The 6,085-nt window shown below is 56.6% G+C and carries 5 protein-coding genes; all 5 read right to left on the minus strand.

What is annotated here, in order from left to right; all coding sequences use genetic code 11:
* Nucleotides 1-1,636 (minus strand): amylo-alpha-1,6-glucosidase (locus BG52_RS11925; protein WP_036667324.1); only part of this gene is annotated, 1,636 nt, incomplete at its 3' end.
* Between the two features lie 95 nt (nucleotides 1,637-1,731).
* Entirely contained in the window at nucleotides 1,732-2,568 is an 837-nt protein-coding gene (locus BG52_RS11930) for a carbohydrate ABC transporter permease (protein ID WP_036585497.1), read from the minus strand.
* 13 nt (nucleotides 2,569-2,581) lie between these two features.
* Nucleotides 2,582-3,457 (minus strand): carbohydrate ABC transporter permease, encoded by an 876-nt coding sequence (locus BG52_RS11935; RefSeq protein ID WP_036585499.1) that lies wholly within the window; start codon nucleotides 3,455-3,457, stop codon nucleotides 2,582-2,584.
* Nucleotides 3,458-3,523: 66 nt separating this feature from the next.
* The gene (locus BG52_RS11940) at nucleotides 3,524-4,915 is read right to left on the minus strand and encodes an ABC transporter substrate-binding protein (protein ID WP_036585501.1); all 1,392 of its coding nucleotides are present in this window, start codon (nucleotides 4,913-4,915) and stop codon (nucleotides 3,524-3,526) included.
* Nucleotides 4,916-5,112: 197 nt separating this feature from the next.
* A partial coding sequence (locus BG52_RS11945) for a LacI family DNA-binding transcriptional regulator (protein ID WP_036667325.1) occupies nucleotides 5,113-6,085 on the minus strand: 973 nt, incomplete at its 5' end.

The raw sequence follows: 6,085 nt of genomic DNA on the forward strand, positions 1-6,085 counted from the left end.
TGCCGTAGCCGCTGAACAGCGGCTCCGACACTAGCTTGTGCGCGACTGCCGCAGCCCGCTCCCGCTTCATCATGCCTGACATCAGCACATGGCCCGGATTGGAGGTGACCGTCTCCACCGGCTTCCGCCCCTCGTCAAGCGCCAGCGCGTAGAACCGGTCGCCCTCCATCCAGAACGATTCCTCGAACCGTTCCCTCAGCACCTCGGCCTCGGACTTCAACCGGCAGGACCAGTCGGCCCAATCGTCGGCGCCCGATTGCTCCTTCAGCGTTTCCAGCAGCAGCCCGAGTGTCGTTTTGGCTTGGTACACGTACCCCTGAACTTCAACCAGCGCAATCGGCGCCTTCGCGTACTCGCCGCTGCGATGTACGACCGAATTGCCGGAATCCTTCCAGCCCTGATTCGCAATGCCCTTGGCCGATTCCTGAAAATAGGATACGAACCCGCTGCCGTCACGGTTTCCATACCTGTCGATCCACGCCAGAGCTCGCCGGATATGCGGCAGCATCGCTTCAAGCAGTGCGGCATCGTCGGTCCATTTCACATATTCCCCGATCAGTACGAGAAACAGCGGCGTCGCATCGATAGTGCCATAATAAGGCGTGAACGGAATCTGATCGGTGCCCGCGAGCTCGCCGCTGCGCAGCTCGTGCATGATTTTGCCCGGCTGCTCGTCGCGCCAGCTGTCCTCCCGGCCCCCCTGGTAGCGGGCCATCGTCAGGATGGTGCCCTTGGCGATCTCCGGATGGATCGGCAGCATTTGCAGCGCCGCAATCAGGCTGTCCCGGCCGAACGGAACGGCAAACCACGGCAGCCCGGCTACCGGGAAACGTCCGCACCCAAGATCCGTGAGCAGCACGCGAATGTCCTGCAGACCGCGGCCGTACAAGCGGTTATAGAGCGGCAGATCGCTCTCCACGCCGGTCGATTCCCGCGCCCACTCCTCATAGGAGCGGCTCAGCTGCCCGACAGCCTCTTCTCTGGCATGCCGCTTCGGTTTCCCCTTCCCGGCTCCGACCACCGGCGCAATGAAGAAATCAAGCGACCGCGACTCCCCTGCCCCGAGCTCCAGGCGGTACGTCACTGCGGCGCCATTTTCCGCCAGGTCCATGTCCGCCGGTTCCTCCGCCCATTCCACCAGCAGCTGCCTCTGCACGCCGTCCGCTCCCTCGTACCCGATCTCGAAGCCGGTGCCGTTGCGCTTTGCGCCCGTTTTCCTGCCGACCTGACCGTCTTGAAAGCCGCGGACGATGAACATATCGCAGAAATCGGCGTCGAACAGCAGGGAAAGCTCAAACTTCTCACTGTGCGGATTGAAGTTGGTCGCCTTGACCGTTTCATAGAGTACATCCTGATAGATGAACCTCGTTCGCTCGATTTCAATCGATTCCGGCCACAACGTCAGCTGCCCGTCACGTTCGGTTTTCGGGTTTGTGAGCACGATCCGCGAAATATAATTTTCGTCCGCTTCGGACGACAGCATTCGGAGTTTTTCCCCGTTGATCGTCAAGACCAGACGGCTCAGAAAGCGCGTATCCTTCGTGTACAGCCCATGGCCGTGATTGCTCTCGGAAATGTCTCCGGACAAGTCCGTCAGCAGAAAAAGATCGTTCTCTTTAATGACTCTGTAGTCCATGTCGGCTTCCCTCATATTCAGCATAATTTTGTGCACAGGCTGCGAGCTGCAGCCCCGGTTCTTCGCGTTTCACGGCTTATTCCGCGTCGCGTCGTTTATCCCTTGACCCCGCTTGACGCCACGCTCTGCTGCACCTGCTCCTGAACGAGCAAATAGATGACGATGCCCGGAATAATGATCATGGTGAGCGCCGCGAACATGTAAGTGTAGTTGTAAGAAAACGCCTCGTTGAAAAAGCCCAGCGCGACCGGCAGCGTCCGGTTCGCTTCGCTGGTGGTCAGCACGAGCGCATAGAAATATTCGTTCCAGTTCGCCAGAAACAGCAGAATGCCGGACGTCGCCAGCCCGGACTTCGCCAGCGGCAGATTCACGTGCCAGAAAATCCGCCAGAAGCCCGCCCCGTCGATGATAGCCGCTTCATCCAGATCCTTCGGAATCGACATGAACGTCACCCGCAGAATGAACAAGGCAAGCGCCATCCCGAACGACGCATACACCAGCACAAGCCCCGTCTTCGTATCGTACAGATTCAGCTTCATCACGATCGTGAAAATCGGCTGCGCCCGGGCATAGCCGGGGACGAGCAGCGTAATCGTGCAGAGGATGAACAGAACGTTTTTGCCGAAGAAATCGAATTTCCCGAAAATATAGCCGGCAAGGGCATAAATGAACACTGCAATCAACGTAGAGGTCGTGGCGATGATCAATGAATTTTTGAAGTAGATAAGAAAGTTGTATTGGGTGAACACGTCGGCGTACGCCTTGAAGCTGATCGAGCTCGGCAGCGCGAACGGATCCCCCAGAATCGCCTTGTTCGTTTTGAACGAGGAGACGACGATCCATACAATCGGGAAAGTGGATACGATGACCGTGAACAGCATGACCGCATAGGAGAAGAGGCGCTCCGCCAGACTGTTGGTTCGGGTATTCATGGACGGCACCTCCTCAGTAGACCTTCTCGTTCATTTTGAACACCCTGTTGATGAGCAGCATGACGGACACGCCGAGAATGATCATGACCGTGGCCGCCGCGTTCGCGTAACCGTATTCGTAATTGACCAAACCGTCATACAGCATGAGCGTAATGTTGTACGTCTCGTTGCCCGGCCCGCCTCCCGATGTGAGCGCCACTTCCTCGAACCCGGCGATGCGTGCGGTGACCGACAGGATGATGCCGGTGCCGATGGCGTTTTTCACGAGCGGCAGGTTGATGTAGCGGGTAATTTGCCATTCGCCTGCTCCATCCAGCAGGGCGGCCTCGTGAATCTCCTTCGGAATCGCCATCAAATCGTTGTACACGATCAGCGTTACATATACGGCGTAGAACAGCCACGTGAACGTGACAGCCCAGAAGGAGGCCGGCGACTCGAAAAACCATTTGACGTGAAAGCCGGAAAAACCGAGCTGACGCACCAGATTGTTGATGACGCCGATATCGTCGTTGAAAATGATCTTGTAGATCATCGCCCAGGCCGCTGCCGAAATGACCATCGGAATCATGAACACACCCCGGACAAACCGCCACCCGAAATAACCTTTGTACAAAATGAAGGCGACCAGCGTTCCGAACCCGACATGAAGCGTAGCGGCAATCAATGACCAGAAGAACAAATTCCGAATCGCGACGAAAAAGGTGTTGTCATAGGTGATCAGATTGACGTAATTGTCCAATCCGTTGAACGCAGGCGAGCCGAAGCCGTCCCAATCCGTGAACCCGGTCGTGAAGACGGTAATGATCGGCACGATGTAAAATAAGCCGAGAACGAGCAGCGTAGGCGCAAGGAAAATCGCAATCCACCACTTGGTCCCTTTGTCCTTCATCTCTTCACCCCCTTGTGCAGATGGAGCCTTCCACCTTGAGATGGAAGGCTCTTTGATTGGTCCGCGTTATTTGAAGCGTCCTGCCTTCTGGGTTAACGTTTCCGCGAATTTCTCAGGCGTCAGGTCGCCTTTGACCAGCAGCGGCAAATTCTGCGCGAATTCGGTGCTGCCGATCTGATCCGGCCAGACGTTGCCGAACGATTGCGCGATGATCTTCATGTCGTTCTTCACCGAGCGGTTCATGTCCGCGAGAATCGGGTCCAGCTTGGATTCGAATTCGGCCGACTGCTGCACGTTCGGCGCCGTGCCGCCTTCCGCGATCATGTAAGCTTCCAGCTCCTCGGGCGAATTAATGAACTCCAGGAACGCGAGCGCCGCTTCCGTCTCTTCCTGCTTTAATCCCTTCGGAATCCACCAGGAGTATTCAGCGGTCGTCGCAAGACCTACACCGCCCGGATAGACGGATGCACCCACCTTCTTGGCGAAGCCTTCCGGCGCCTTGGTCGTGTCGGAGAAGTCGCCGACCATCCAGGTGCCATTCGCAATAATTGCAGCGCGCTCGTTAAGGAAGTTGTTGGCCGCATCGGCATAAGCCGCACCGAGCGCGTTATCCGTCGTATAGTTCTGCAGCCACTTCTGCGTTTCCGCGAACGCCTTGATCCACAGCGGATCTTTGTAGTCCGAAACTTTGTCCGCGCGGTCGCTTTGCAGCACCTCGGCGCCGCCCGGTTCAGCGGCCATGAACGCCGAAGCGAGGAGCATGGTCGTCCAGGCATTCTCGCCGGTCATCAGGGACAGAGGAGTGAAGCCCGCTGCCTTCAGCTGTTTAAGCGCTTCCTCGAATTCAGCGAAGGTCATTTGGGCGACCGGCTTCGTAATGCCGGCTTTCTCAAACATTTCTTTGTTGTAGAACAGGCCGATCGGGCGGATGACGGACAGCGGCATCGTGTAGATTTTGCCATTCTTCGTGTTGTAAGAAACCGAGTCCGCAATCAGCTGCTTGCTCAGCTCCGGCTTCGAATCCAGCCAAGGCTTCAAATCGTAAATCTCGTCTTTGGCGATCAATTCATCGATGAATTGCGTGTCTCCGCCTTCGATCAGGGCAGGCAGCTTCTTCTGCTGCCAGAGCAGCTTGATTTTCTCCTTGTAGGCGTCGTTCGGCACCTCTTCGATCTTGATTTCGTACTGCCCCTCGTATTTCTTGTTGAAACGCTCCACCTGCGGGAGGAAAAATTTGCCGCCGACGTTCTGGCCTGCTTTATAATGCGGAACGTTCAGCACGACCTTCTCCTTCGGCGCCTCATCGGCCGGCTGGTTGGCGTCTGCGCCGTTCGTCCCCGTTGCAGGCTCGTTGCCGGTATTGCCGCCGCCGCTTGCGCCGTTGTTGCCGCCGCAAGCCGTCAAAATCAGCATCAATGACAGAAACAGGATAAGCATGGCTTTGTATTCTTTTTTCATGCGAACTTCTCCCCTTCATCTGTTGAATTTATTATTTAAAGATCCGCAGTGGAACTTTAAATCGAAGTCAGCTGCTGCCGGGCGTTTGTGACGGACCATTATCCAAAACGTTTTGGATTTTGGAAGCGCGGAAGGACTCTTGCGGATCGTCAGATGCAAATCGCAAGAAATGCGGCAGCGAGCGATTCCAATACGATTTACGGCAGCCGCGACGTGCTGTCTCTGACGATCAACTCGTTCGGAAGCATCACCTTATGCCGGACCTGTCGCCCCTCCAGCATATCGATCAGCAGTTGAGCGGCCTGATAGCCGAGCTCGTATTTCTCCTGGCGGACAGTCGTCAAATTAGGCGAGCAGTACGAAGCGATCGATATGTCGTCGAAGCCGACGATGGACATCGAATCCGGAACGGATCGTCCTGCGCGCTCTAGAGCTCTAAGGGCGCCGAGCGCCATCAAATCGCTGGCGCAGAATACGGCCGTAACATCCGGATGCCGCTCCAGTATTTGCTGCATGGCGGCGGTTCCGCCTTCCTCCGAGAATCTGCCGTCCAGCACCAATGCCGGCTCATACGCGATTCCCGACTCCTGCAGCGCCACCATATACCCGGACAAACGCTCGCGGCTGACGGAAGCCTCGTCGTAGCCGTTGATCATCGCGATTCGGCGGTGTCCCAGTTCCATCAGGTGGCGGACCGCCTCTCTCGCTCCGTTCACGTTGTCGGTCGTCACATGCCCGACCCGTTCCCCGGCTACCGGAATGTCGATGAGCACGCACGGAAAATGCGGCTGATCGATGACTTCCTTCAAATAAGGATCGCTCACCCGGAGGCCTTGAAGAATGGCCCCGTCCACATTGCGCTCGCGGCATAGATCCGAGTAGGATTTCTTAAGCTGCTTGTTGGGATTCGTGCTGAACAGCAGGATGTCATAGTTCAACTCTCCGGCGCGGTCGTTAATGCCGCAAAGCACTTCGAATGCAAAAGCGTCTTTGGCATTGGAGCGCTTGATCTCGGAGATGATGACGCCGATCGTGTTCGTTTTTTTCAGCACCAGACTCTGCGCCTGGGCGTTCGGCCGGTAAGAGAGTTCATCGGCCAGCTTTTTGATTCGGCTTCTCGTTTTCTCGTTGACATCGGAGTAACCGTTCAACGCTCGGGAGACGGTCGTA

This window comes from Paenibacillus darwinianus (assembly GCF_000598065.1).
Lineage (GTDB): Bacteria > Bacillota > Bacilli > Paenibacillales > Paenibacillaceae > Paenibacillus_I > Paenibacillus_I darwinianus.

Coding starts and splice junctions, on each gene's coding strand:
- BG52_RS11930 (WP_036585497.1), bottom strand. CDS start 2,568: ATGAATACCCGAACCAACAGTCTGGCGGAGCGCCTCTTCTCCTATGCG.
- BG52_RS11940 (WP_036585501.1), bottom strand. CDS start 4,915: ATGAAAAAAGAATACAAAGCCATGCTTATCCTGTTTCTGTCATTGATG.
- BG52_RS11935 (WP_036585499.1), bottom strand. CDS start 3,457: ATGAAGGACAAAGGGACCAAGTGGTGGATTGCGATTTTCCTTGCGCCT.